The organism is Bradyrhizobium sp. CB82, from assembly GCF_029714405.1.
Classification (GTDB): Bacteria; Pseudomonadota; Alphaproteobacteria; order Rhizobiales; family Xanthobacteraceae; genus Bradyrhizobium.
Genome location: NZ_CP121650.1, coordinates 4,873,988 through 4,896,240, shown reverse-complemented (window position 1 = coordinate 4,896,240; position 22,253 = coordinate 4,873,988). Strand labels below are relative to the sequence as shown.

Genomic DNA, 22,253 nt, shown 5'->3' with positions numbered 1-22,253 from the left:
GCGGCAATGGCGCCTCATGAAGTGCCGGCATCGGAGGTGCCGCTCACAAAGCGTCGCGGCCCGCGGCCGTAATCCGGTATTCGACCTCGCCTGAAACCAGTGGTTCGGTCTCAACGAGTCCGAGTTCGACAAGGCGCGCGATGATTTCGTGGTCGAACAGCGGTGGGCTGATCCAGGCTTCGCAAGCCAGCCGTCTCAGGAAATCGCGCTCGGTTGCGGTAAGGTCCATCGGACTAAATCTCGCCACCCGAGAACCAAGGCCGCAGGCGTGTCATGGTTCCGGCCGGACGCTTCAGGTTGTCGTCTGCGCATGATCTCCGCGCAAACGCTTCGCGTTTGTCGCGAGGAAAAACCGCTTCACGCTTTTCCTGATCATGCTTTAGATATTCCCGAAAGCGCTGCAAAGCCCGATTGCAATGGGCAACAGGGCTGCGCACGCCCATAGCGCGGGTACGCCGGAGCTCAGACCGGCAACAAGGATCCAGACGCCGAAGCCGGCGATGAAACCCGAAATCGCATAGCCGAGTACCTTGTCCATCGCGACGCGCGTCATTTGGCGACGCGCGCTTCCTCCTGCTTGCTCACATGCCAGATCACGAAATGGTAGTGTGGCACGTCCACCCCGGGGTGCCCCGGGTTGAAGTAGATGGTGACGTGGTCAAGCTTTCCAGCAAATCCTGGGGCCTCCATCGATTTGTGGTCGTCGATGTCTTTTGTCGGAACCATGTAGACGGTCGCTGCCAGGCGATCCTTGCGATCGAAGCAGAGGAACGGCCCAAGTGGCAGGGTTTCGGGTTTGACAAAGAGAATGCCCAGCCCAGGAAAGAACTTTGGGAAGTTCACGAGGTCGCTGACGCGCTTGAATCCGTTCTTCTCGGCAATCTTCCGCTGATTTGGCGGCGGGCGAACGATCTGGCGCTTCCTGTGCGCTTTCTCTTCTCGGCGCGTCACTGATCTGGCTTTTTCATCTTTGCCGGCCGGCTGCACTCTGGTCGGTGCAAGCGTCTCCGGCGCCAGCGGCTGGGTCTGAAAAAATTGGGCGGCAGGACGCCTCACGCCGGCAGTTAACACAATCAACGCGACCAGGGCTGCAATCGCCAGTGAATTGCGCATGGAGACCTCCCAATGGTTTGGTCACCGGCCCTGTCTTTGTTCTCGCCAGCGCATGAAGTCCTGAAACAGTTGCTCGCGGTCCGGCGGACCGTCCCGCGGATTGCTAGTTGGTTTCTGCTCGAGGAAACGACCAAATGCCTTGCGAAGCGCGGCTTCTCCGCCGGATTGCTGCTGGAGCCAGCGCTCAGCAGGTTGAAATCGCTGCCAACCAGGAAGCAGCGCGGCCAGGTTCACCTCTCGCCACTTGGGGTGATGACCGTCGCCCAGAAATTCAGGAAACCGCGAGAATAGAGTCTGCACGAACAGTTCCAGAAGCGGAAACCGCTCGCTGCGGATCGGCCAGTTGTAGGCGAAAAGCGCGCATTTGATCGCGATGGTGTCGACGCTGTCAGAGACGCCAATGATCTCTGGATAGTCTTCGTGGCGGAGAGTCGATGGCAGGTAATCGCGCTGCAGCATCGCCTTCGAATAGGGGATGGACAGAAGATGAAGGCCGTCGCCTTGCGCATAGCGGGCCAGGAAGCTGACCGGCTTGCCCGACACCAGCAAGGCGGCGGAGATTTGCCCCTTTCGCATTCCCTCCAGGGCTGCGTCCAGGGGCAGATTGGATTCGCTGACCTTCACCTCGAGATGATTGAGCACCTCGCGGCCGAGGACAGCGCCGGCACTGCCCACTTCGCCGAGATTGACCCGCTTTCCCGCAAGATCCGACAGGCTCCGGATCTCGGGCCGCGCGAGGAGGTGGAACTCTTCGACGAACAACGGTGTGATGTAGACAAGCTTGTTGCCGACAACTCCGAGGGTTCCTGACTCTCGGAGGCGATCAGCCAGTAGGACTGGAGCGATCGCCATGTCGGCACCCGCCAGGCTGAGTATGTCGATGATGTTGCGAATGCCACCATTTCCCACCATTGGCAGCACCCGCAATGCGACCTCCCCGTGAGGTCCGGTCTCCTGGCCACTGGCAAGTGTCGTCGCAATGTCCTGAGCTATGGCGAACTCGGTGCTCTGCGCCTCACCGGTTACAAATCCCGTCGTGCGCGGATCAGATCTTGCGGCTTCCTTCCTGGGGGCATTTTCCTTCCGCGGAGACGTCTTCGCCGCGTCGCTGGTGGAATCGGATGGCCGGGTTTGCGCGAGGGATGTCTGGACCTGTCCGCCGAGCCAGGTCGCTGCAATGAATGCGGTGAACAAACCGGCCCGCACAGCTCCGCAGACCCTCATTGTTCAAACCTGTTCGCGGCGTCAGCGCCCGCTTGGCGCGGTCTAATCTAGCCGGCAACTCTCACTCGGCCCATCCGTCGCGCGACAGGCTGGACTGGGTTTGCCTGCGCTTCCCAACGCACCGATCGGAGCGACGTTCCCTTGGGATGCCTGCCCTTGTGAGCCGCGACTCGATTGCGAGCCGTCGGGCAAGTCGCTGCCATTCCTAGAGTCTTTCCGCCGCCCACGTGCTCCAAACAATCACATTCCGCGTTTGTCGCAAGGGAAACCGCTTCGCACTTTTCCGGATCATGCTTCAGACGCGCCTGAACTAGTTCACGCGCGTCCAGGTCTGGCCGCCGCAGAACATGCCGCCGAAGGCGCAGCCCTGCACGCGCAGGCGGTCGGTGCCGCGCATCGCGATCGTTGAGTCGTAGGTCGAGCCGGTGTTGGGATCGACGATCCGGCCGGTCCATTTCTGGCCCTGGGCCGGCTTCATGTTGATCAGGATCTGCTCGCCGTTCTGGTCCGACTTGGCATCGACCGAGTAGCCGCAGAGATTGTTGCCGCACTGCTCGATGCGGACCTTGCCTTCCTTCTCCTCGGTCAGCCAGACGCCGAGCGGCGAATTGAGATCGCGTGTCGGCGCAGGCGCCGCTGCCGGAGCAGCCGCTGCCTGAACGGGAGGCTGAGCGGGTGCTGGAGGCGGAGCCGGGACCGCCGGCGGAGCAATCGCGACGGCGGCTGGCGGCGCCGGCGTAACCGCTGGAGCCGCGTCCTGCTGAACCGGGACGGGGGGTGGAGGTGGAGCCGGAGGAGGCGCGACGGCGGTTGACGCCGCTGCGTTGTTAGCGGTCGTGGTCGGCGGCGGAGCGGGCGGGGCAGGGAGTGCCGGAGACGGCGCGGCTGCCGCCGGAGCTGCTGTGGGCGTCTGTTCGGCCGCTGGAAGCGGTGGCACGGGAGCCGGCGCGGGCGCCGGATTGGCTGTCGGCTGCGGATCGACCTTGGCCTGTTGGGGCGGCTGCGTGTCCATCTTGGGCTTGACGTCGTTCTTGACGTCGTTCTTGGCCTTCTTCGCCTTGCCCTGGCCGGTGTTGTCGTAGACACCGGGGATCTGCACGGTGCCGCGGTCCGGGTCGATGCGGATGGTGCGGCCGCCATACTCGAAGGTGTATTGCGCTTGCGCGGTCGTGCTCGCCATAAGAAATGCGGCCAACGCCAACAGCTTCTTCATTGCAATCTCCTGAGCAGGTCGTTCCCGCATCGACGCTTACGCCCCGGCGCCGTCGCGGAACGTGATCCACATCACTTTCAAGCTATGAGTCGTGCTCCCTTCGATCTCGGTTCAATGCGCGCCAACTCGGTCCAAGGTTTGACCGGCGGACAGCTAAAATATGGACTATTGCGACGCTCTAATCGAACCAGGCGCCATAGATTTTCTGGTAGCTGCCGTCCTCCATGGAGACGTGCAGCCACTGGTCGACGAAGGCCTTCAGCGCGATGTCGCGCTGGAGCCAGTAGGCCTTCTCCGAGAAATCGAACGGCTTGTCCGGATGCACCGCGCAGAGCACGCCCTGATGCTGCTTCTGCTGGTAGCGCGTCTCGGAGGCGTCCGTCATCATCAGGTCGGCGTTGCCCTTGGCGATCTCGTCGAAGATCGCGGTGTTGTCCGGGAAGACGCTGATGTCTGCGTCCTTGATGTGCGCCCGCGCAAAGCGCTCGTTGGTGCCGCCGGGGTTGACGATGACCCGCGTGCCCTTCTTGTCGATATCGGCGAGCGTCTGGTATTTCGCGACGTCAGCGCATCGCGCGATCGGCGTCTTGCCCTCGCGCATGATCGGCGTGGAGAACAGACCTTTCTTCTGACGTTCGAAGGTGATGGAGACGCCGCCCATCGCGATGTCGAACTGGTCGGCCTCAAAGTCCTTCATCAGCTTGGGCCAGGCGGTCGGGACGATCTCGACCTTGACGCCGAGTGCCTTGCCCAGCGCCTCGGCCATGTCGACGTCGAAGCCGCTGAATTTCTGCGTCGCCTTGTCGAGAGAGGTGAAGGGCCGGTAGTCGCCGGTCATGCCGACGCGCAGCGTGCCGCGCTTGATGATCTCGTCGAGGCGGGAAGGGGACGTGGTTTCCTGCGCATGGGCCGCAAAGCTCACCACCATTGCCGCGGCCAGAACAGCCAGTCGACGCATGATCATCTCTTTCCCACCCTCGCATGAGCCGTCATGTTTGCTCCTTGGTGTGCGGATTTAGACCAGATGCCCGAGACTTGCGAGAAGGAAATTTTGAAGTGACGCTCTCCCTCCATGAAGTTTCCGTGGGCATGTTCGTGCCGTTCCTGCGCAACCTGTCCGGGCTGCTCGATAGGGCCGCCGCTCACGCCGAGGCGCGCAAGCTCGATCCAGCGATCCTGCTGGGCATGCGGCTCTATCCGAACATGTATGATCTGGCGCAGCAGGTGGGCGAGGCGGTCCGCCATGCCGCGGTCGGCTCGGCGCTCCTTGCCGGGCGCGAGCCGATCGCGTTTGCCGACACGAAACCTGATCTTGTGGAGCTACAGCGGCGTATCGCGGCCGCGATCGAGTTCGTCGAGAGCCTGCCGCGCACCGAGATCGATGCTGCCGGCGACAAGGACGTCGCCTTCCGCCTGAAAAGCGGCGCTGAACTGCCCTTTACCGGGCGCTCGCTGCTTCTGACCTTCACGGTCCCGCAATTCTTCTTCCACGTCACGACCGCCTACGACATCCTGCGGCACGCCGGCGTCGATCTCGTGAAGAAGGATTTTTTGGGCAGAAGGTGAGGCTTACGCCTCACCTTTCCGTACGATGTCGGCGACCGAGCTGCGATTGGCGATTTCGTCGCGCAGGATCTCGAAGCGCTGACGCGCTTCCCTCTCACGCTCGTCGACGAACTGCACCGCAGCTTCGCCCGACATCGGTCCGCTGACGACGGGCGTGGAATACTCGCCGATGGTCTCGTGGACGTAGTAGAGATCGTCGTCGCCGCGCTGCACGGTCCACTTGAACCGCAGGGCCTCCATCGGCCCGGGGCCGAGCTTGCTGTAGCCATCGGCGTCGACCGGGTGCTCCGGCACCAGCGACTGCTCATCGATCGCTTCGATTGCCTCGATCGCTTCGATGGCTGCGGGCTGCTCGGCCTCGCGCGGTGATTCCGGGTGCTCGAGAATGCTGGCGATCGTCGCCAGCGCGTGATCGGTCGGGTCGATGTCAGACAAGGGTCCATCCTCCAAGAGGACGCGCCGGCAATTCTGTCCCACGACCGGTCGCGACCTGTCACCTTAGGTTGCCTTTGATTAAGGCCAGGTTTGGGCCCGATTGTGCCGAAATGGGACGCCCGGTTGACCTTGGCGAGGCGGACCAATGTCCGCCCCTCCAACCGCGGCGGTCAGGCGAGGACATCCTGATTGATCACGTTCTGGCGGATCGGATCGCCGTCGAGCACGCTCAGGATATTGCGCGCGGTCTGCTCGCTCATGCGATCGACGGCCTCGACGGTGACACCGGCCACATGCGGCGCCATGATGACGTTCGCAAGCTCAAACAGCGAATGCCCCGAAGGCGGCGGCTCCTGCTCGAACACGTCGAGCCCGGCGCCGGCGAGCCCGCCCGATGTGAGCGCGTCGTAGAGTGCCTTCTCTTCGACGAGGCCGCCGCGCGCGGTGTTGATCAGATAGGCCGTCCGCTTCATCAGGCCGATCCGCGCAGCGTTGAACATGCCGACGGTCTCCGGCGTCTTCGGGCAGTGGATGCTGACGAAGTCGGCGCGGGGCAGGGCCGCATCGAGATCGGTGACCGGCTCGCAACCGGCAGCTTTGATCTCGGCCGCCGGCTTGTAGGGGTCGTAGACCTGCACGTTCATTTCCATGGCGAGACAGCGTTTGGCGGTGCGGCTGCCGATCCGGCCGAAGCCGACGATCAGCACGGTCTTGCCGTAGAGGTCGAAAGGCAGGATGCCGAGCCGGTCGGCCCACTTGTTGTCCCTGACGCAGGCATGCAGCTCCTGCGCGCGCTTGGCGAGCATCAGCATCATGAACAGCGCCGCTTCCGCGACAGAGGGTGAATTCGCGCTGCCTGCGACCATCAGCGGCACTTTGCGGCGCGAGAGCGCGGGCACGTCGACCGCGTCGTAGCCTACGCCGATACGCGTCACCACTTTCATGTCGCGCGATGCCTCGAGCTCAGGCTCGCCGAAACGGGTCGCGCCGAGCGCCACGCCATGAACCGGCGCATGCGCCGTCAGCATCGCCTGGAAATCCGAAGCCGAGATCAGGTTGGAAAATTCGACGAGCTCGATGTCGTCCCGCTGGGTGAGAAGAGCGCGCGCTCCTTTTGACAAAGTCTGCGTGACAAAAATCTTCTTCTTGTTGGTCGCCATCGTCTCCTGCCTGCTCGAGGTTTTCTTGACCGGCCGTCACAGCACGAGGCCGGTCGCCTCGTTTAGCAGGTGCATATTGTTGAGGTCCATCGCCAAACGCATGGGTGCCCCGTCCTTGGCGCCGGCATTGGGATTGACGCGGCCGCAGACCGGCGTGCCGTCGAGGGTGAAGTAGACCAGCGTCTCCATGCCCATGGGCTCGGTGACGTCGAGCACGGTATCGAACGTCTCCACCCCGGGCTCCAGATGCGCGTGCGACTCGGTGAGGTGTTCCGGGCGGATGCCGAGCTGCAGCTTGTCGGTGCGCGGCAGCGCGTTGTACCGCGAGGCGCGCGCCGGCGGCAGCGGGAAGGACACACGGTCGGTCAGGCGGATGTTGAGCTGGCCGCCGACGTCCTCGAGCCGGCACGGCACGAAGTTCATCGCGGGCGAGCCGATGAAGCCCGCGACGAAGCGCGTCGCCGGCTTGTGGTAGAGTTCGTTCGGGGTGCCGATCTGCTCGATGCGGCCCCTGTTCATGACTACGACGCGATCGGCCAGCGTCATCGCCTCGACCTGGTCGTGGGTAACGTAGACCGTGGTGGTGCGCACCTTCTGATGCACCTTCTTGATCTCGATGCGCATCTGCACGCGCAGCTTGGCATCGAGGTTGGACAGCGGTTCGTCGAACAGAAACACCTTCGGATTGCGCACGATGGCGCGGCCCATCGCCACGCGCTGGCGCTGTCCGCCGGAGAGCTGCTTCGGCTTGCGGTCGATCAGGTCGGTGATGTCGAGGAGGCGGGCGGCTTCCGTCACGCGCGCCTTGATCTCGGCCTTCGGATAGTGTTTCAGGCGCAGCCCGAACGACATGTTCTCCGCCACCGTCATGTGCGGATAGAGCGCGTAGTTCTGGAACACCATTGCGATGTCGCGGTCCTTCGGCGGCACGTCGTTGACGACGTCGCCGCCGATCGTGATGTCGCCGTCGCTGATATCCTCGAGCCCTGCGATCATGCGCAGCGTGGTCGACTTGCCGCAGCCCGACGGGCCCACCAGCACGATGAACTCGTGGTCGGCGATGTCGAGATCGATGCCGCGCACCGCCTCGACGTCGTCGTAACGCTTGACCACTTTGCGCAAGGAAACCTCAGCCATGAATCGTCAACCTCTCGATTTCAACCCTTTGTCGCACCGGCCGTCAGGCCGGTAATGTAGTAGTCCATCAGGAAGGCGTAGATGATCAGCGGCGGCGCCGCGCCGAGCAGCGCACCGGTCATGATCTGCCCCCAATTGAAGACGTCGCCCTTGATCAGCGTGGTGATGATGCCCACCGGCAGCACCAATTGGTCCGCCGACGTTGTAAACACCATCGGATAGAGGAACTGCGCCCAGGAAACCGTGAAGGCGAAGATGGTCGCGGCGATGAGGCCGGGCAATGCGACGGGGATGAAAATCCGCGTCAGCGTCTGAAACCAGTTCGCGCCGTCAATGATTGCGGCCTCGTCGAGCTCCTTCGGGATCGACGCAAAGTATCCGATCATGATCCAGGTACAGAACGGCACCGTGAGTGTCGGATAGATGAACAGCAACACATACCATCTGTTGAGCAAGGGGATGCCGGTCCAGTCCTGGATGATTGCGAACATCTTGAACAATGGAATGAACAGTAGGCTATCGGGGATCAGATACGTCAGGAACACGCCGGTGGCGAGCGTGGCCGAGCCCCAGAACTTCATCCGAGCTAATGCAAAAGCGGCGGGAACGCTGATCAGCATGGTGACGATCACCACCACGATCGAGATGATGGCGGAGTTCCAGAAGAATCGTAGAAACTGGTTCGAGGTTAGAAGCTCGACATAATTCGACAACGTCGGGTGAAACACCCACCAGGGATTGGTCGCGGCCGAGATCTCCGTGCTGGTCTTCAGCGACGTGATCAGCATGTAGAGCGGCGGAGTCAGCGAGAAGATCGCGAATACCACGAGGAAGAAATAGGACCAACGAAGTGCCCAGGCGCGGTCGCGTCTGATGCTGCCGTATTTGACCTTGCGTCGTGGGCCGCTCTTGTCGATTGCAAGCGTGCTCATCAGGCTTCGTTCCCACGTTTGCTGACGTCGCGCAGGATAAAGATCGCCGCGACGGCAAGGATCGGCACCATAAACAGCGAGACGCTGGCGCCGAGCGGGATATCGCTGCCCTCGATACCGACGCGGAACGCCCAGGTCGCGAAGATGTGGGTATGGTCGAGCGGGCCGCCCGCGGTCAGGATGCGCACGATATCGAAATTGGCAAAGGTCACGATGAGCGAAAACAGCGTGGTGATAGCTATGATGTTGCGCATCATCGGCAGCGTAACGTACCAGATCCGCTGCCACCAGTTCGCGCCGTCGATCGCCGCGGCCTCATAGAGCTGATCGGGAACCGATTTCAGCGCTGCCAGATACATGATCATGAAGAAAGGCGCGCCGTACCAGACGTTGACCAGAATTACCGAGAAGCGCGCCCACAGGGCGTCACCGGTCCAGGGGATCGGACCTATGCCGAGGAAGGACAGGGTGTAGTTGAAGGCGCTGTAGGAGGGATCGAACAGCCACAGCCAGGCGAGTGTGCTCATGGCGGGAGGTATCACCCAGGGCACCAGCAGCATCCCGCGCCATTTGCGCTGGCCCTTGGCTGGAAGGTTGTGGACGAAATGCGCGACGATGAAACCGATCAGCGCCTTGAATATTACGGCGGTGATCGCGAAAATGCAGGATTGCTTCACCACCATCCAGAACGTGTCACGCTTGAACAGGAAGGTAAAGTTGCCGAAACCGACGAACTTCTGCATCGACTTGTTCAGCGTCGCCAGATGAACCGAATAGATCGCAGGATAGAGCACCAGCAGCGCAATCAGGAGAATCAGCGGCAACGTCATGAGAAACGCCACAGTCGATTTGCGCTTCATCGCATTGCGCAGGCCCGCTCGCTTTCGCTTGCTTGACGGGCTGGCGATCCTAGCTTGCTGAACGGCGACTTCAGCCATGGCGCGGCTTCCTTGCGGGGTAGTGGACCGGCGAAGCCGGCACGCCGGCTCCGGATCTATGGGGCTAGGCTCATGCTTCGGCATGAGCCGCCGCAACGCTTCTGACCTCAGCTTCGCATGAAGCCTTCGCACTCGCTTTCCGCCCAGGCCAGTGTGTTCTCCAGCTTTTCGCCCTGTGCAAAGCGAAGCGCCATCTTGGTCAGCGTGGCCTGTGTGTAGATCTGTTGGGCAATCTTTGGCGGCGCCGGCGAAGCTGCGATCGAGAGCTTCTGATGGTTATATGGATTGGGGTAGTGATAGAGCGTGCCCTTCGGCGGTCCCTGTTCGGCCCACACCTCCAATGTCGTGAGCTTTTCAAACGCCGGCAGATCGTAGCCGCCGCTCGCGACGACGAACTTTTCGATCGACTGGGGCCGCGAGAGGTAAGTGAGCAAGCTCTTCGCGGCCTCCTTGTTCTTTGAGAAGCTCCAGATGCACCAGAAGAAGGGAAGATAGGGCGCAAAGCGGCCCTTCGGCCCGGCCGGGAAGCCGTGGGTCCAGCATTGCTCCGCCACCTGCGGTGCATCGCGCTTGGCGACCGCCCAGGCGCTTGGCGGATTCATGATCATCGCGCCCTTGCCGGAGATGAGCCATTTGTTGTTGGAGGCATCGTCCCACGCGGCCGCATCCGGCGGCAAGAAGGCGATCAGCTTCTTGTAGAATTCGAGCGCTTGCCGGACCTCGTCGGTCTTCACCGTGACGTCGCCTTTGGCATTGACGAGTTCCGCGCCGAAAGACTGGAAAATGGCGCCTGCGGTATCGACGCTGTCGGTGGTCTCGCCAAGGCCAATGCCGAAGGGGAAACCGCCCTTTTGGCAGGCTTCCGCAGCTTTCAGGAAGGTCTCCATCGTCCAGTTATCCGCCTTTGGCGGCGCGCCCGCCGGATACATCTCCTGCACATCGATATTGGCGAGTTTCTTCATCAGATCGATGCGCGAGCAGGGACCCTTGATCTGGCTTCCGATGCAGGTGGGAACGGCAAGCCACTTGCCGCCGGCCTGGCCGAGATAACTGACCGTACCGTTGACAGCGCCGTTCTGCTTGATGATCGGTTCCATGATGTCGGTCACAGGCTCGAGCAACTCCGCGAAAGCATGCGGTTGCCACCCAATCTGTGAGGCAAGAATGTCGTGGCCGGACTTGGCCTGTGCTTCAGCCGTCATGGTCAGAAGAAGCTTGTTGCCCTGACTTGTGATGTAATCGATTTGAACTTCGACCTTCTCCTTCGCAGCCCATTCATTGACGAGGGCGATGGACGCGTCGTTGGCGTTGGGCACCCAGTGGTCCCAGAAGCCGATCGAGAGCTTGCCGGCGGCGTAGGCGCCGCGCACATAGGGCGCGGTGATCAAGGCTGCGGAGGACATGGCGGTTGCGGCCACAAATTGTCGCCGCGTGAGCTTCTTGCGTGACATCTCGTTTCCTCGCTTTTGACTTTGTTGTTTTGCTTTTTGTTTTTCTTGCCGTCGCCTCGCGTGGCTAATCACGCGAGCCGCGGAGAATTGGTAGCGCGATCAGATCAGAATTGATTGCGTCTGTCGAGAAATCCCAAGCGCGCGCTTCTTGAACTAACGTTGAGTGCAAGAGAGCGGCAGCTCCGCGTCGCGCGCCTGTCGCGGTGTTGAACCTGGGCGGCTCCTTTCGCGACGCACACGTGGTCGGGACGGGCGAGGATCGCTCGAGCGCAATTACGCCGCAGTTCCGATTAAACCTGAACTAACCAGTTCGCAGGCCGGACTTTTCGGATGTGGAGGGTCGCTTCTCGATCTGGACCGGCGCGACGTGGAAACGCTAGAGTTCCGGACGGCAGACCTTTCCGTTCCATCCTCCGAGCAGCCAAATAGATCGACATGGAGACCAGAATGATCAACCCGACGCCGCCTGCGCGGCTTCGCCTGCGACGATGGTTCGCGCTCGGGTCAGTCGTGGCGTTGCTGTTGGGCGCCGCTTGCGTCGCCAATGCGCAGGGCCTGGTCAAAGGTGTTCAGGAGGGCGCGGCCGCCGGCAACAAGGCCGCAGGTCCGGTCGGTGGCGTGCTGGGCGGCGCGATTGGCGGCGTGGTCGGTGTCTTCACCGGCGTGCTCGGGGTCGGCAACAACAATCAGGCGCCGGCCAACAAGGATACGAGCAAGGACGCGAAGCAACAGGGGGCCGACAAAGGGGCTGACGCAAAGGGCGCCAAAGAGGCCAAGAGCGGTGGCAAGGGCAGCAAGACCACCAAGGCCGGCAAGGATGCACCGAAGGAGGCGACAAAGGACGTCAGCGTTCTCACCCAGGATGGCGCGCCGCAACTCACCGCCGAGCAGATCGTCGCCAACAGCGATTCCTATATCGAGCGCATCAAGACCGAGCTGAACCTCACGCCTGACCAGGAAAAGCACTGGTACGGTTTCTCCAGCGCCATGCACTACCTCGGGCATAATGGTGCGGAGCGGCTCAACCTGCGGATTGCCCGCGCCAAGCGCGATCCGCCGGACGACATCATCGAGCAGATGCGCAACGAGGCGCAATTCCTGATCGACCGCGCTGCCGACCAACGCAACGTTGCCGATGCCGCCGAGCCGCTGTACTCGAGCCTGGACGAAAAGCAGAAAGAAGTCTTCATCCAGGAGATGGTCCGCCTCAGCCACGAGCGCGGCCTGGATTGATCGGCGTTTGAATAAGATTGGCCGTGCTCGATTACCACGAATTCGTGAATCCCCGCGGCAATGTGGTTATGATAGCTGGAAATGATCGCTGCGGGGTTGACATGACGACGGGCGCACTCTCCGTTTTCCTGGTCGAAGACGAGGCGTTGATCCGGATGATGATTGCCGACATGGTGGAGGAGCTTGGCCACCATGTCGTCGCTGAGGCCGACAATGTTCAGGACGCGAGCGCCTTCGCGATGACGGCGCAATATGATCTGGCCATTCTCGACATCAATCTCATGGGGCTTTACGTCGATCCCGTCGCGGACCTGATCGAGCGCCGCGGCAAGCCGTTTCTTTTCGCCACGGGTTATGGACCGGAGTTGCTGCCGTCCTTGCTGCGGCGCAGGCCGATCCTGCGCAAGCCGATTTCGATCGACCAGCTGAAGGCGATGATCGACTCTCTTTTTTCCGGCTCGCAGGCCGCCTCGAAAAGCGGATCCGCCTGACGTCCGCTTGCGGCGAATAGCCGGGCAACCTTGCCCTGGGGTAGGTGGAAGGCACTGCGCCCGGCTATCCTGCCGCAGCGGCGCGGCCCGCTCAATTCGTCACGGGAACTTGAAGAAAAGCGGACCGATTCACGCCCGACCTGTGGCCGAGCTGCGGTCTTGTCGGGAACCCGCGATGAGGGCGCGTGATTGGGCTTTCAGGCGAGCGGGCCGGGGCGAAAGCCGAGGATCGTGCAATTTGTTTAGGCAGTCCGGCTAAGCTTGGATCAAGGTAGAAGGCGCATGGACGACAAACGAAAATATCCGCGTATCGACATCGAAGAGCTGGCCTATGTCTCGTCCGGCGGCTCCGTGATGAGCTGCGTCGTGCGCAACATCTCGCCTGCCGGCGCGGCGATCGACGTTGACAATCCCGCCTTCGTTCCCCACCGTTTTCGTCTCGTCATCGCCAAGGACTCCTCGGTCCGCGACTGCCGGGTGATCTGGATCCAGAAGAACCGGATCGGGCTCGCCTTCGTCGACGGCAAGGGTGACCAATCCTGAAGCCGCCGAGAATTTCACGCCGCGCGCGGGCAAAGGTGCTAGCTTCGGCCGGCGCAGAATGGACGAGATGGACCCGAACTCGCGATGACACCGCAGCCTGCGACGATCTGCCTGGGATGCTGGCAGAACCTGCATATGCCGATCCCGCTGCGCGGGCCGTTATCAGCGCCGTTTCGCCTGTTCGGCATCAGGCCCAGCCGGATGAACCCGAACACCTGCACCATCTGCGAGATGGCCTTCTCGCGGGTGATGAAGGCGCGTTCCGTCACCATCGATGCCACGGTGATGTTCGCGGATTTGCGCGGCTATACGGCGCTCACGCAGAATCTGGAGCCGGCCGCGCTGACCGCGCTCCTCGATGCTTTCTATGATGACTGCGCCGCAGCCATCTGGCACTACGACGGCCTCCTGAACAAGACGATCGGCGACGCAGTGTTCGCGATCTTCAATTTCCCGGTCCGGCAGGCGGATCATGCAGTGCAGGCCCTGCTTGCCGCGCGGGAGATCCAGGAGCGTTTCGGCCGCAGGCGCGACGAGTTGGTGCGCTCGATCGGAAGCAACGGCTTGGACGTCGGCATCGGGGTCGGCATCGATAGCGGGGAAACCAATTTCGGCGAATTCGGTCATGCCCATCGCGACCTGACTGCGGTCGGAACCGTGGTGAACCGCGCCGCAAGGGCGCAGGCCGCGGCACGCTCGGGTGAGATCCTGGTGACGTCGACGGTGCGGGACCGGGCCGGTCACCTTGTCGCGGGAGATGGCTCGGAGCACACCCTGAAAGGCTTTGAACAGCCGGTCATGTTGTTCACAGGCTGACGGCTCTCCCCGGGCACAACGGAAATGGCCGCCTGGAGGGGCGGCCGTTGCAAACGTGAATTGCGATGAAACCGATCTAAAGAACATCTCTCATCAGCGCGTCTCGTTTCACATCAAGCCGGCGCTGAGGTCGATGCCGCACGCCATCAGGCTGAACGAGGCAAGCAGGCCGGCGCAGCAGAACAGCAGGATGGTCTTGAACGAATTGTCGGTCGAACGGATTTGGATGCCGGCCGGAGCCGAGGCGAGTGACAGCATGCTCATGTCAATTCCCCCTGTGTTGGCCCTGAATTGCATCAGGTAGGGGAAATCCCTAGCGCAGAAAGTTTGATACAGGATTGCCAGGCATCCTTATTGCCAGGCATCCTTAACGGGATCGCAATCGATACCAGGCCGCGGCGCGGTCCCCGAGGATCAGTTGCGGGCCGTTCCCAGCACCTTGGCAATGGTCTGCGCCGTCATCGCGGCCCGGTCGGAGGCGCGCTGCGCGGCCAGCCGATCCCTGGCCTTTTCCTCGATCAGGAGTTCGATGAGCGCCATTCGCCTGTCCTCGTCCACCGCCTCGGTCAGCAACCGGTGATAGCGATGGTAGTCAAATCCTAGATCTTGCTTACCCAAGTCCTGCTTACGCATGTCACGCCCCGCGCCGCACCCACACGCACCACGGGTGAATTGTTTCTCAAGCGACGGCAGCGGGCAAGCAGGAACTTGGGTCCGGCGGCGTGATTCGATGCAATCACCTGTGGATTGTGCTGCGCGGGCCGAGGAGAGTTCAACGGCAAGCGCGGCGAACTTGGCAAGCGTCGCTAAAGCGCGACTCGATTGAGATCTGATCTCCGCGCAAACGCGTTCCGCGTTTGTCGCGAGAAAACCGCTTCACGCTTGCGCTAACGCGGCCCTCCGGGGCCGGAGCATACTCTTAGCGGACGGCGGACTATTTGCTCGCGTCCGCCGCATCCATGCATTTCAGCACGAAGGCGGCGCGGTCGCGCAGCAGGACCTTGGTCTGATCCGCCTTGAGGCCGCAGGCGCGCTGCTTCAACTGCTCGGCGCGGCGATGCTCGGCCGCGTCGCGGTATTCCGGCGCAACCGTGGCTGGATCGACCAGTTTTTGCGCAAAAACGGGCATCATCAGGACAAGCGAAATCGCAATGATCCGGATCAGGTGCTTCACACAGGTCCCCCCCAGCCCTCAAACCCCCTGATCGTAGCACGGGCGGGACGGCAAGCAGTGAGGCGTTTCACAATTCACGGCCGCCGCACCAGGTTGTCTTGGGCCGGCGAGCTTGGGTTGTGCTTACGCCGTGCTGTGGTCGCAAAAAGCCTTCAGGCCCGCAAAGCTCGCGTCGGGCTTGACGATGATGCTGGTCGGAATGGGATGCAGGTAATCCCGGAAGCGTCCCTTGGCCTCGAATCGCTCGCGGAACGCCGAGGCAGCGAGGAATTTCGGGAAGCGCGGGACGATGCCGCCAGCGATATAGACCCCGCCGCGGGCACCGAAGGTTACCGCCAGATTGCCGGCGACGGAGCCGAGGATGGCGCAAAACATCTCGAGCACGGTGCGGCTGAGATCGCAGCTGCCGTCGAGTGCCGCGGTGGTGATGGCAGCCGCGTCGCGTTGCGGGGCCTTCACGCCATCGACCTCGGCGACCGCCTCGTAGAGGTTCCGCAGCCCCGCCCCGGACAGCGCGCCCAGTTCGATCTCGACATGCCCCATGCGCCGTCGCATCGCGGCGATGACGTGCTCCTCGCGTTCCGTCTCCGCCGGCAGGGTCGCATGACCCGCCTCCGTGATCACGGCCACTCGGGCGCCGTGACGCTCGACGAGGCAGGAGACGCCAAAGCCCGTGCCGGGTCCGAGCACCAGCAGCGGCTCGCCGGCCGCGCCAGTCTGGTTATCGAGCGGGAACAGGTCGGCAGGCTGCAAGGCCGGCAGCGCCCAGGCCAGCACCTCGAAATCGTTGAGCACGTGAACGGCGTCGAGGCCAAACGCCCCCCGAAGCTCATTGCCATCGATAATCCAGGGGCTGTTGGTCATGACGCAGCGGTTGTTGACGACGGGTCCCGCCACGGCGAGCACCCCGGCGCCGACGCGCGCGCGACTGGCCTGCCGCGCCAGGAAGTCGGCCATGGCGTCCCGAACGGTGGGGAAGTCGGCGACCCGCGCATAGGTGACCGGCCCGATCTGGCCGTCCTCCTCCATCAGTGCGAACCGCGAATTGGTGCCGCCGATGTCGGCGAGCAATGCGCAACCTCTTGTTGTTCGACTGGTCATGTCCTCATGGCCGCCGCGTCCACCGCCATGGTGATCGCGGGAACCTTTGTCTCCATTTTTCGCGGTCAGATTCGCATACCACCGCGGCTTGATGATGTCGTCAACGTCGATGCGCGTGAACCGTTGCGCCGGCAGCAATCCGCCCGCGACCACAGAGGCGGTTGCGAAGCGGCGCCGGAAGATCGACATTGAGGACAGACCGGGTGGAGACCAGCGATGAAGATATCCGACCGGGACGTCCTGCTCGTGATTGACGTCCAGAACGACTTTTGCACCGGCGGGGCCCTGGCCGTCCCGGCCGGGGAAAGGGTCGTGCCCGCCATCAATCGTATCGCCCAAAAATTCGCCAATGTGGTGCTGACGCAGGACTGGCATCCTGCCGATCACGTCTCGTTTGCCTCCAATCACCCCAACAAGCGTCCGTTCGAGGCGATCGATCTCGACTACGGGGTGCAGGTGCTATGGCCGACCCATTGCGTGCAGGGCACCGCCGGCGCCGAATTCCATCGGGATCTCGACGTCCGCCGGCCGAGCCTCGTGGTGCGCAAGGGATTTCGCCGCGGCATCGATTCCTATTCGGCGCTGTTCGAGAACGACCACAAGACGCCGACCGGGCTGCTCGGCTATTTGCGCGAGCGCGAGCTGAAGACGGTGTTCGTGGCGGGTCTGGCGCTGGATTTTTGCGTCCGCTTTTCGGCGGAGGATGCCCGCAAGGCGGGGCTCGAGGTCGCCGTGATCGAGGATGCCTGCCGCGGCATCGATCTCGACGGCTCGGTCGCCGCCACCCACCACAGCTTCAAGGGGCTCGGCATCCCCGTGGTCAGCATCGAGGCGTTCTTCTGAGATGGCGCAAGGAACCAATAAACCGCCGACGCCGACAGGATCCGGGCCGGGCCCGGATGATCCGCTGTTGTGGCCGTTTGCAGCGGCCAAGCTCGCCATGGATGCCGCGTTCTGGTGGTTGGAGCGCAGCTCCCCCGAGCCGCGTGAGACGGAACTTCCCTGGACCACGACCAACAAGGTTGCGCTGGAGCTCGCGACCATGCGCCTGCGCGACTGTACGAAGAAGCGCACCGGCCCGCCGGTATTGATCTGCGCACCCTACGCCTTGCACCGTGCGCTGATCGCCGATTTTGCGCCGGGGCACAGCGTCGTGGAATCGCTGCATAAGGGCGGGGTTGATCGGGTCTATCTCACGGATTGGCGCTCGGCATCGCCCGAGATGCGCTATCTGTCGATCGACAGCTATCTCGGCGACCTCAACGTTGCGATCGATGAGATCGGCACGCCGGTCGACCTCATCGGCCTCTGTCAGGGCGGCTGGCTGTCGCTGCTCTACGCCGCGCGTTTCCCGGACAAGGTGCGCCGCCTGGTGCTGGTCGGTGCCCCCGTCGACCTCGCGATCGAGTCTGCATTGTCCCGGCTCGCGCGCAATGCGCCTGAGCTGGTCTACGACCAGCTCGTGGCGCGGGGCGGCGGCAATGTCAGCGGCGAGGAGATGCTGCGCTTCTGGTCGAGGTCACCGAGTGTGGACGATATCGCGGTGGCGTTGCAAAGGAGCGTGGCCGAGGAGGGCGGTGCTGAGCTCTTGGAACGCTTCAACCGCTGGAACGAGGAGACGCTCAACCTGCCGGGCAGCTATTATCTCCAGATCGTCAACTGGATCTTCCGCGAGAACCGGATCGCGGCGGGAGACTTCGTGGCGCTCGGCAGACAAATCGATTTGAAGGATGTGAGAGCGCCCATCTTCCTGCTCGCCGGGCTCGACGACGAGGTCGTGCCGGCGACGCAGGCGCTGGCGACGGCTGATCTCGTGGGGACGTCCCCGGTGTTCATCGCGGCGGCATCCGAGCCGTCGGATCATCTCGGGCTGTTCATGGGAGCGCGGACCCATGTACATGCCTGGCCCCGCATCACCGAATGGCTGCGTTCCGATCTCGGTGGCGGCGTTCTCGCGCGCAGGGCGTGAGCGATATCGCCGGGCGGTGCCGCTCTTGATCCCGGTCAAAGCCGTTGGACTGATTCGGAATCTAGAGTGTGACCTGGAGGCTCCATGAGGTTCAGAACACTCCTGGCGGCGGTTGCGATGGCGACTGCCTCGCTCTCGCAGGCGGTCGCGCAGGTCGACAGTGCGCGCGGCGACAAGGTGGCGTCGGAGTTGATGGCCGCTCTTCAGCGCCAGCACATCAAATTGTGGTCCGCCGGCCGCATCAGTAACTGGCCGCTTGCGACCTACGAGCTCAACCAGATCGAAGCCGGCCTCAGGCGCGTCGCGCAGCCGACGGGCCGCGCCGATCAGGCCGCCGCGGCGGTACAGGCCTTGCGCCGTGCCGTCGACGCCAAGGACGCCGCGGCCTTCACCAAGGCCTATGGCGATCTGACCAACGGTTGCAACGCCTGCCACCGCGCTGAAGGATATGGCTTCATCACGCTTCAGGTGCCGGCGAACTCGCCTTTCACGGATCAGCTCTTTGTCGACCAGCTCGCCGAGGCGCGCGGGTTGGCGCGCTCGATCTGCGGCAATTGCCACGTGGTTTCCGACAGGCCGAACGAACAGCCGGAGTCGCGCATTCCGGCGCCGAGCTTCCCCGACCTCGCAAGCCGGACGTCATTCTCCAGCGACGATCTCCGGCAGCTTCTCACCTCCGGTCATCGTTACCTCGGACCGAACCAGTCCATGCCGAACCCGCGGCTTGCCAGCCACCAGGTCGAGGCCATCGTCGCGCTGTTCGAGACGCTGCGGGCCGAACGCTCCCGGTAGGACGCCATCTCGCCAAACGATCGGCCGCCGCATCCATAGGTTGCGGCGGCCGGAAGTGAAGTAGGGAGGATGTTTAGCAGAACTATTGTGCATGATTGGGAATTACGTGCATTGATCCACGTCAATCGGCTAAGAATGGTTCGCAACTGAACAGAAGGGCCCGCGCGCTATGAGCTTTCACTCGATCTACGCCCACGGATTTGCGCGCGTGGCAGCCTGCGTCACCGCCTCGCATGTGGCCGATCCCACCGCCAATGCGAAGGCGATCGTCGCGGCGGCGGGCGCCTGTCACGGGCAGTCGGTGGCGGTCGCCGTGTTCCCTGAACTGTGCCTGTCCGGCTATGCGATCGAAGACCTCGTGATGCAGGACCCGTTGCTCGATGCGGTCGAGCGCGGCCTTGAAGCGATCGTCGAGGCGTCGTCGGCCCTGATGACCGTGCTGATCGTCGGTGCGCCGCTGCGCCATTGCGCGCGCATCTACAATTGCGCGGCCGTCATCCATCGCGGCAGGATTTTGGGCGTCGTCCCCAAGACTTATCTTCCAACCTATCGTGAGTTCTACGAAGGCCGCCACTTTGCCTCCGGCGCCGAAATCGTCGGCGTGGAGATCGCGGTCGGCGACCTGCGTGCGCCGTTCGGTGTCGACCTTCTGTTCGCGGCCGAGGACGTCATGGGCCTGACCATCGGCGTCGAGATCTGCGAGGACATGTGGATTCCGGTCACGCCGGCCTCCGAACTGGCGCTGGCGGGAGCGAGCGTGCTGATCAACCTCTCCGGCAGCCCAATCACGATCGGCCGCGCACGCTCGCGCGCGCTATTGTGCCAATCGACCTCCGCGCGCTGCCTTGCCGCCTATGTCTATGCTGCCGCGGGTGCCGGCGAGTCGACGACCGATCTGGCCTGGGACGGCCAGACCTCGATCTACGAGAGCGGCGTGCTGCTGGCCGAGGGCGAGCGGTTTCGGCAGGGCGGGCAGATCACGACCGCGGACATCGATCTCGACCTGCTGCGGCAGGAGCGTTCACTGATGGGAACGTTCGACGACAACCGTCGTCAGCGCGAGGCAAGCGTCCGCAAAGTCACCTTTGCCTTGAAGCCGCCGGCGGCCGATATCGGTTTCCTGCGCAAGGTCGAGCGCTTTCCCTTCGTGCCGAGTGACGAGCATCTGCTCGAGCAGGACTGCTATGAGGCCTACAACATCCAGGTCGCCGGCCTCGTGCAGCGGATGCGTGCGACGGGCACAAAACGCGTCGTGATCGGCGTATCCGGTGGTCTCGATTCCACCCACGCCTTGATCGTCGCCGCCAAGGCCATCGACCTGCTCGGACTGCCGCGCGAAAACATCCTCGCCTACACCATGCCGGGCTTTGCCACCGGCAGCGAGAGCAAGACCAACGCGCTCGCGCTGATGAAAGCGTTGCGGACGAGCTGGCAGGAGCTCGACATCCGCACCACGGCGACGCAGATGCTGAGGGATATCGGCCATCCCTTCGGTATGGGCGAGAAGGTCTACGACATCACCTTCGAGAACGTGCAGGCGGGCTTGCGCACCGATTACCTGTTCCGCCTCGCCAATCACCATGGCGGCATCGTCATCGGCACGGGCGATCTGTCGGAACTCGCGCTCGGCTGGTGCACCTATGGCGTCGGCGACCAGATAGCGCATTACAACGTCAATGCCGGCGTGCCAAAAACGCTGATCCAGCATCTGATCCGCTGGGTGATCACGTCGAAGCAATTCACCGATGACGTCAACCGCACGCTTGCCTCGATCCTCGCCGCCGAAATCTCGCCGGAGCTGGTGCCGGTCAAGGCCGGCGAGAAGCCGCAGAGCACGGAGGCTGCCATCGGGCCGTACGAACTGCAGGATTTCAACCTGTTCTATACGCTGCGCTATGGGTTCCGTCCGTCCAAGATCGCCTTCATGTCGCTGCATGCGTGGAAGGATGTTGCCGGGGGCGAGTGGCCGCCTGCATTTCCGAATGACCGGCGCAAGGCTTATGCGCTCGCCGACATCCGCCACTGGCTCGAAGTGTTCCTGCGGCGGTTCTTCGCCTTCAGCCAGTTCAAGCGCTCGGCGATGCCCAACGGTCCAAAAGTCTCGGCCGGCGGCTCGCTCTCGCCGCGCGGCGACTGGCGCGCGCCGTCCGATTCCAGCGCCGCCGCCTGGCTCGACGACCTCGAGCGCAACGTGCCGAAATGATGATGAGGGACGAAAGAAGGGGATAGGCTGATGGCGGCCGAGCCTGGGCCGGAAACGGCCGATGATCACACCGGGGTCGTCAACGGCCTCTATATATTCGAGATCGAGATGCGCGACGGCAAGCGCGGCCAGGCCAAGGGCGTCGCCGTGCTTTGCGACGGCCGCATCATGGGTGGCGACAGCTATTTCTACTACACCGGCCACTACACCTTCAGAGGCGGTAAGTGGCGTGGCGAGATGACGGTCAATCAGCACACCGAGGCGGTCGGCAAGCCGCTGGCGTTCGCGGGCAGGGAGGTCACCTGCGGTTTCTCCGGTGGCTATTCCGCCGGCGGCGCCGAGGTCGAAGGCATGGCGCTGGTCGGCAAGACCAGCGTGACCTTCACGGCGCGGTTGACGCTGAAAGAGGCGATGTAGGCGCAGCGGCGTCTCGCCGCATGGGATCTCTGCCGCATGTAAACTGAAGAGAGCACGAGGTCCGGAGTGCCCGGACCTCGTGACTTCATCCCCTGCCCCATGGCGCCCCCGCCCATGTGACGCGGCTAGGAAAGTGTGATGCGCGTTGGCCGTCGGTCGCGCGGAGATACGCGAGATTCGCGAGCTTCGCTATCCGCGTCATTACGGGCGGGAACTGCTGCCTCAGTGCGAGCGTGTGCTCAAGGTGTCGCATGTAGCGTCGATCCGGTCCCCAGCGGGCTGCAGTGGCGCGACTGCCTGGATGTGTACGCCTGATTTGCGCGCCGGCCCCCGGTTGGGCGAGCT

27 protein-coding genes are annotated in these 22,253 nt (G+C 63.0%); 11 read left to right on the top strand and 16 right to left on the bottom strand.

All coding sequences use genetic code 11. The features are described from left to right. Nucleotides 1-43 precede the first annotated feature (43 nt). The 6 genes from QA640_RS23795 to QA640_RS23770 all read right to left on the bottom strand — a co-directional run bounded on the left by QA640_RS23795 (nt 44) and on the right by QA640_RS23770 (nt 4,514). On the bottom strand, nt 44-229 hold the full coding sequence (locus QA640_RS23795) for a hypothetical protein (RefSeq protein ID WP_283035382.1): 186 nt from the start codon (nt 227-229) through the stop codon (nt 44-46). A 150-nt stretch (nt 230-379) separates the two neighbouring features. Then, the gene (locus QA640_RS23790) at nt 380-553 is read right to left on the bottom strand and encodes a hypothetical protein (RefSeq protein ID WP_283035381.1); all 174 of its coding nucleotides are present in this window, start codon (nt 551-553) and stop codon (nt 380-382) included. Beyond that, nucleotides 550-1,113 (bottom strand): hypothetical protein, encoded by a 564-nt coding sequence (locus QA640_RS23785; protein WP_283035380.1) that lies wholly within the window; start codon nt 1,111-1,113, stop codon nt 550-552. The genes QA640_RS23790 and QA640_RS23785 overlap by 4 nt, the downstream gene beginning before the upstream one ends. Nucleotides 1,114-1,134: 21 nt before the next feature. Continuing rightward, nucleotides 1,135-2,307, bottom strand: coding sequence for a TAXI family TRAP transporter solute-binding subunit (locus tag QA640_RS23780; RefSeq protein WP_283035379.1), 1,173 nt, complete (start codon nt 2,305-2,307; stop codon nt 1,135-1,137). 340 nt (nt 2,308-2,647) lie between these two features. Continuing rightward, nucleotides 2,648-3,550 carry a DUF2147 domain-containing protein gene (locus QA640_RS23775; protein WP_283035378.1) on the bottom strand — a complete coding sequence of 301 codons (903 nt, stop codon included), beginning with the start codon at nt 3,548-3,550 and terminating at the stop codon, nt 2,648-2,650. A gap of 178 nt (nt 3,551-3,728) precedes the next feature. Further along, on the bottom strand, nt 3,729-4,514 hold the full coding sequence (locus QA640_RS23770; RefSeq protein ID WP_283035377.1) for a transporter substrate-binding domain-containing protein: 786 nt from the start codon (nt 4,512-4,514) through the stop codon (nt 3,729-3,731). Between the two features lie 125 nt (nt 4,515-4,639). Between QA640_RS23770 and QA640_RS23765 the strand changes: the two genes are divergently transcribed. Continuing rightward, complete coding sequence (locus tag QA640_RS23765; protein ID WP_283042869.1) at nt 4,640-5,116, top strand: DUF1993 domain-containing protein; 477 nt, start codon at nt 4,640-4,642, stop codon at nt 5,114-5,116. Nucleotides 5,117-5,119: 3 nt separating this feature from the next. Here QA640_RS23765 and QA640_RS23760 read toward each other — a convergent pair whose 3' ends face one another. The 6 genes from QA640_RS23760 to QA640_RS23735 all read right to left on the bottom strand — a co-directional run bounded on the left by QA640_RS23760 (nt 5,120) and on the right by QA640_RS23735 (nt 11,169). After that, a complete protein-coding gene (locus QA640_RS23760; RefSeq protein WP_283035376.1) occupies nt 5,120-5,551 on the bottom strand; it encodes a hypothetical protein in 432 nt (143 codons plus the stop codon). 170 nt (nt 5,552-5,721) lie between these two features. Then, nucleotides 5,722-6,711: a hydroxyacid dehydrogenase gene (locus tag QA640_RS23755; RefSeq protein ID WP_283035375.1), complete on the bottom strand. Its 990-nt coding sequence runs from the start codon at nt 6,709-6,711 to the stop codon at nt 5,722-5,724. A 36-nt stretch (nt 6,712-6,747) separates the two neighbouring features. After that, entirely contained in the window at nt 6,748-7,848 is a 1,101-nt protein-coding gene (gene ugpC / locus QA640_RS23750) for a sn-glycerol-3-phosphate ABC transporter ATP-binding protein UgpC (RefSeq protein WP_283035374.1), read from the bottom strand. A gap of 20 nt (nt 7,849-7,868) precedes the next feature. After that, a complete protein-coding gene (locus QA640_RS23745; protein ID WP_283035373.1) occupies nt 7,869-8,780 on the bottom strand; it encodes a carbohydrate ABC transporter permease in 912 nt (303 codons plus the stop codon). Next, complete coding sequence (locus tag QA640_RS23740) at nt 8,780-9,718, bottom strand: sugar ABC transporter permease (RefSeq protein WP_283035372.1); 939 nt, start codon at nt 9,716-9,718, stop codon at nt 8,780-8,782. Before QA640_RS23740 ends, QA640_RS23745 begins: the two co-directional genes overlap by 1 nt. Nucleotides 9,719-9,825: 107 nt before the next feature. Further along, complete coding sequence (locus QA640_RS23735) at nt 9,826-11,169, bottom strand: extracellular solute-binding protein (protein ID WP_283035371.1); 1,344 nt, start codon at nt 11,167-11,169, stop codon at nt 9,826-9,828. A gap of 447 nt (nt 11,170-11,616) precedes the next feature. On the opposite strand from QA640_RS23735, the gene QA640_RS23730 reads away from it, so the two are divergent. The 4 genes from QA640_RS23730 to QA640_RS23715 all read left to right on the top strand — a co-directional run bounded on the left by QA640_RS23730 (nt 11,617) and on the right by QA640_RS23715 (nt 14,252). Next, on the top strand, nt 11,617-12,402 hold the full coding sequence (locus QA640_RS23730; protein WP_283035370.1) for a Spy/CpxP family protein refolding chaperone: 786 nt from the start codon (nt 11,617-11,619) through the stop codon (nt 12,400-12,402). A 101-nt stretch (nt 12,403-12,503) separates the two neighbouring features. After that, nucleotides 12,504-12,893: a response regulator gene (locus tag QA640_RS23725; protein ID WP_283042868.1), complete on the top strand. Its 390-nt coding sequence runs from the start codon at nt 12,504-12,506 to the stop codon at nt 12,891-12,893. Nucleotides 12,894-13,175: 282 nt separating this feature from the next. Next, nucleotides 13,176-13,436, top strand: coding sequence for a PilZ domain-containing protein (locus tag QA640_RS23720; protein ID WP_283035369.1), 261 nt, complete (start codon nt 13,176-13,178; stop codon nt 13,434-13,436). 84 nt (nt 13,437-13,520) lie between these two features. Further along, nucleotides 13,521-14,252 (top strand): adenylate/guanylate cyclase domain-containing protein, encoded by a 732-nt coding sequence (locus tag QA640_RS23715; protein WP_283035368.1) that lies wholly within the window; start codon nt 13,521-13,523, stop codon nt 14,250-14,252. Nucleotides 14,253-14,360: 108 nt separating this feature from the next. Here the strand turns inward: QA640_RS23715 and QA640_RS23710 are convergent, their stop codons facing one another. From QA640_RS23710 to glk, 4 genes are all read right to left on the bottom strand, one after another. Further along, the gene (locus QA640_RS23710) at nt 14,361-14,516 is read right to left on the bottom strand and encodes a hypothetical protein (RefSeq protein WP_283035367.1); all 156 of its coding nucleotides are present in this window, start codon (nt 14,514-14,516) and stop codon (nt 14,361-14,363) included. Nucleotides 14,517-14,666: 150 nt separating this feature from the next. Further along, on the bottom strand, nt 14,667-14,870 hold the full coding sequence (locus QA640_RS23705) for a hypothetical protein (RefSeq protein WP_283042867.1): 204 nt from the start codon (nt 14,868-14,870) through the stop codon (nt 14,667-14,669). A 316-nt stretch (nt 14,871-15,186) separates the two neighbouring features. Beyond that, nucleotides 15,187-15,426, bottom strand: a complete 240-nt coding sequence (locus QA640_RS23700; protein WP_283035366.1) for a hypothetical protein — start codon at nt 15,424-15,426, stop codon at nt 15,187-15,189. Nucleotides 15,427-15,549: 123 nt separating this feature from the next. Beyond that, nucleotides 15,550-16,527, bottom strand: a complete 978-nt coding sequence (gene glk / locus QA640_RS23695; protein WP_283035365.1) for a glucokinase — start codon at nt 16,525-16,527, stop codon at nt 15,550-15,552. 6 nt (nt 16,528-16,533) lie between these two features. Here glk and QA640_RS23690 point away from each other — a divergent pair, with 6 nt between their 5' ends. From QA640_RS23690 to QA640_RS23665, 6 genes are all read left to right on the top strand, one after another. After that, nucleotides 16,534-16,719, top strand: coding sequence for a hypothetical protein (locus tag QA640_RS23690; RefSeq protein ID WP_283035364.1), 186 nt, complete (start codon nt 16,534-16,536; stop codon nt 16,717-16,719). Nucleotides 16,720-16,743: 24 nt separating this feature from the next. Beyond that, nucleotides 16,744-17,370 (top strand): bifunctional nicotinamidase/pyrazinamidase, encoded by a 627-nt coding sequence (pncA, locus tag QA640_RS23685; RefSeq protein WP_283035363.1) that lies wholly within the window; start codon nt 16,744-16,746, stop codon nt 17,368-17,370. A 1-nt stretch (nt 17,371) separates the two neighbouring features. After that, on the top strand, nt 17,372-18,496 hold the full coding sequence (locus QA640_RS23680; RefSeq protein WP_283035362.1) for an alpha/beta fold hydrolase: 1,125 nt from the start codon (nt 17,372-17,374) through the stop codon (nt 18,494-18,496). An 84-nt stretch (nt 18,497-18,580) separates the two neighbouring features. After that, nucleotides 18,581-19,288, top strand: a complete 708-nt coding sequence (locus QA640_RS23675) for a hypothetical protein (RefSeq protein WP_283035361.1) — start codon at nt 18,581-18,583, stop codon at nt 19,286-19,288. A gap of 169 nt (nt 19,289-19,457) precedes the next feature. Continuing rightward, a complete protein-coding gene (locus QA640_RS23670; RefSeq protein ID WP_283035360.1) occupies nt 19,458-21,491 on the top strand; it encodes an NAD(+) synthase in 2,034 nt (677 codons plus the stop codon). Nucleotides 21,492-21,521: 30 nt separating this feature from the next. Beyond that, nucleotides 21,522-21,908 carry a GrlR family regulatory protein gene (locus QA640_RS23665; protein ID WP_283035359.1) on the top strand — a complete coding sequence of 129 codons (387 nt, stop codon included), beginning with the start codon at nt 21,522-21,524 and terminating at the stop codon, nt 21,906-21,908. The last annotated feature ends 345 nt before the right edge of the window (nt 21,909-22,253 follow it).